3 protein-coding genes and 1 pseudogene are annotated in these 2,956 nt (G+C 38.0%); 1 reads left to right on the top strand and 3 read right to left on the bottom strand.

What is annotated here, in order from left to right; translation table 11 throughout:
- Positions 1-293, bottom strand: a pseudogene (locus K8S13_RS24820) (methyl-accepting chemotaxis protein); the annotation flags it as partial.
- A 517-nt stretch (positions 294-810) separates the two neighbouring features.
- Here K8S13_RS24820 and msrB point away from each other — a divergent pair.
- Positions 811-1,800, top strand: a complete 990-nt coding sequence (gene msrB, locus K8S13_RS24815) for a peptide-methionine (R)-S-oxide reductase MsrB (protein WP_367172887.1) — start codon at positions 811-813, stop codon at positions 1,798-1,800.
- A gap of 59 nt (positions 1,801-1,859) precedes the next feature.
- On the opposite strand, the gene K8S13_RS24810 is transcribed toward msrB, so the two are convergent.
- Positions 1,860-2,222, bottom strand: coding sequence for a hypothetical protein (locus tag K8S13_RS24810; protein WP_291466409.1), 363 nt, complete (start codon positions 2,220-2,222; stop codon positions 1,860-1,862).
- Between the two features lie 307 nt (positions 2,223-2,529).
- A complete protein-coding gene (locus K8S13_RS24805) occupies positions 2,530-2,733 on the bottom strand; it encodes a hypothetical protein (RefSeq protein ID WP_291466408.1) in 204 nt (67 codons plus the stop codon).
- Positions 2,734-2,956 lie beyond the last annotated feature (223 nt).

Genomic DNA, 2,956 nt, shown 5'->3' with positions numbered 1-2,956 from the left:
GACTGATCCTTTTCATACCGAATTCCTTTCAGTCCCTTTCGAATCAGGGCAACTCTTTCTTCATCATTTTCAACATCTTTAATGGCGTTGGACAAAGCAACGGAAACAGCATGGGTTGCAACTTTAATTTTATCTTTCTGGGATTCCAGGAGGGCCTGCCCGGTTTTTTCTATGGCTACATCCCGTGCCTTATTACTGGTGTCAATGGCAAACCATATCATGAGAAGAAAAAGAACCAAAATGGAGATAATAATCAAATACATTCTTCCTTTGATGCTGAAACGATTTAACATAAAGTCCTCCTATAATAAAACATGTAATCAATTAGAATTTATAGTAAGTTTCGCATATTCTCTATAAAAATCAAGGACAAATGCAGATATTGACGATTCTTCCGGTAATTGATATGTATAAATTTTAATTAAAATCAAAAAATATTTAGCTATGGAAAATATTATTAACAGAGATCTATTTGATTTTGAAATCGGGTATTTGATCAAAAGCCCGTGCCTCAATTGTGAGAACAAATCAGAACTTCCAAAATGTCATGCTGACTGCCCTATTCTGGACAAAATCCAGACAACGCTTGCACGGGGCATCTCATCTCAGTCTTCCTCTTATGGGACTTAAATATCCATCCAAATTGATGGCATGAAAAATGCAGAATTCAGTTTTAGACTGTAACTCATTTTTAAAGGTGACAGCATGAAAAAACTAAAAACCATCTATTGGATAATTGGACTATTTATCATTTCAGGCCTTTTAATTCATACAAATATCGGATTTACTGACAAATCAGAGGAGAGCACCATGAATAATAAAAATAAAATAGTTGACCTTGCCACCTTTGCAGGAGGTTGTTTCTGGTGCGTAGAGTCTGCTTTTGAGGGACTTGACGGTGTTCTGGATGTCATCTCCGGATATACTGGAGGACATACGGATCATCCGACCTATAGACAGGTCACGTCAGGTACAACAGGGCATTTTGAAGCTGTGCAAGTGACATTTGATCCAAAAATCATCACATTTCAGGGACTTATCGAGGTTTTTTTCCAGCAGATTGATCCTACCGATTCCGGCGGTTCATTTGTTGACAGGGGAAGCCAGTACGATTCAGCAATTTTCTTTCATAATGACATACAAAAAAAAGAGGCGATAAAAACCATAAAACAGATTAATGATTCAAAGATTTTTGACAAGCCCGTGGCAACACAAATTCTTGAATTGAGACAATTCCATGAGGCAGAAGCGTATCACCAAGATTATTATAAAAAGAATCCCATCCGTTACAAATTTTACAGGGCAAGCTCTGGAAGGGATTTTTTTATTAAAAAAAACTGGAGGAATAAGGGTCAGATATTTGATTCAAACGTGATGTCTGAAGAGAATCTAAAGAAAAAACTGACACCTCTTCAGTATCAAGTGACTCAAAAGAACGGAACAGAACCACCGTTTAATAATGAATACTGGGACAATAAAAGACAAGGTATTTATGTGGATGTTATTTCCAAGGAGCCCTTGTTTTCATCAAAGGACAAATTCAAATCAGGCACTGGGTGGCCCAGTTTTACAAAGCTTATAACCAAAGAATCCGCCCGGGAAATAGAAGACAACAGCCTGTTTATGAAAAGAGTTGAGGTTCGAAGCAAAAAGGCAGATTCCCATCTTGGGCATGTATTTGACGACGGCCCTGGGCCAACAGGATTTAGATATTGTATCAACTCGGCATCCTTAAGGTTTATTCCAAAAGAAAACCTTGAAAAAGAAGGGTTTAAAAAGTTCTTGCCCTTATTCGATTAAGCAGCATTTGTCACGGGACAAAGAGCATCACCTTTGCCTCTGCTGGAAATCGTCTAAAATTAGAGTACAATATTATACATATTAAATGTATCTGCAAGCATTGATTTGAGTCTTTTATTCAACGATATTGTGCCACTTCTTTTTCGATTTCTACGTTTGAGTTCCCGAAAAAAGCGTTCCAAAATATTATTCGTTCGCTGGGGTTGGATCAGAATTTCATCGTTTGAAGTCTTCACGGTAATTGGATCGGCAAAAAGTTTGTCCCAATACTTATCAATTTGTTTGATCATCTTCTCGTATGATTTTTTTTGAGACTGTTTCTTATCGGCCATTATCTCGTCACGGAATAGCTTTACTTTCCGAGCTATGCTTTTGATGTCTGCTTCTTCCCCATCATCATTGAGTCCTTTGCCGTCAAGCAATGCACAAAAAGGCTGTATCCAACGAAAACCAGCACATCATATCCATATGTACACCGGTATGGGGATAGGGAACGAAGCTGTTGGCTTCGATGTATCGTGTTATCAAGGGAATCAAATAAAATCGTTTCCCTGGCACAAAAGGGTCCAATATCCAAGGCTACAACTGTTTTTTTACGAGTTTTGAGAACCTTCAAATTTTTCTGATGGCCGGCTTTCTGTGGGAAAAAGGAAATGATTGGTTTGTCCTGAAACTGATTCCGTGAACAAAGCCCCATGGTTATTTGATCTACATACCTGGCAAGGCACTTTACTGCTTTGTATCCAAAGTTTTTTTTAACAAATCATGAAATTGCAAAAATTGTTTTATGATAGCAGCATCAAATCGCTTGTCCGGCGGGGCTGCCTCCATTGCAAGCACTTCAAATGGAATACCAGGGTTCTTTATCAGATGCACTAAAATATCAATAGCCTGGGTATCGGTTGGCCAGCCTGGGGTTTTCTGATGATCCAAAGCCCTTTTTTGTCGTTGATATTTGGTAAAACCGTCTGAAAAATAAATGAATCGACCTTGATATTTTTCTCGTTTGATGCCCTCTGAATCCTTAATCTGTGAAAATAGGAACTACTTGATGGAATTTTAATAATTTAGGAAGTTGACTTTGAATTCTTTTAGCAGATACAACAAATCCAGTATGCCAACCGTGCCTTACTATATATATTTCTTCTTGTCCGAC

The organism is Desulfobacula sp., from assembly GCF_021107415.1.
The sequence above is the reverse complement of the archived record's forward strand: the minus strand, read 5'-3'. Positions and strand labels throughout refer to the sequence as shown.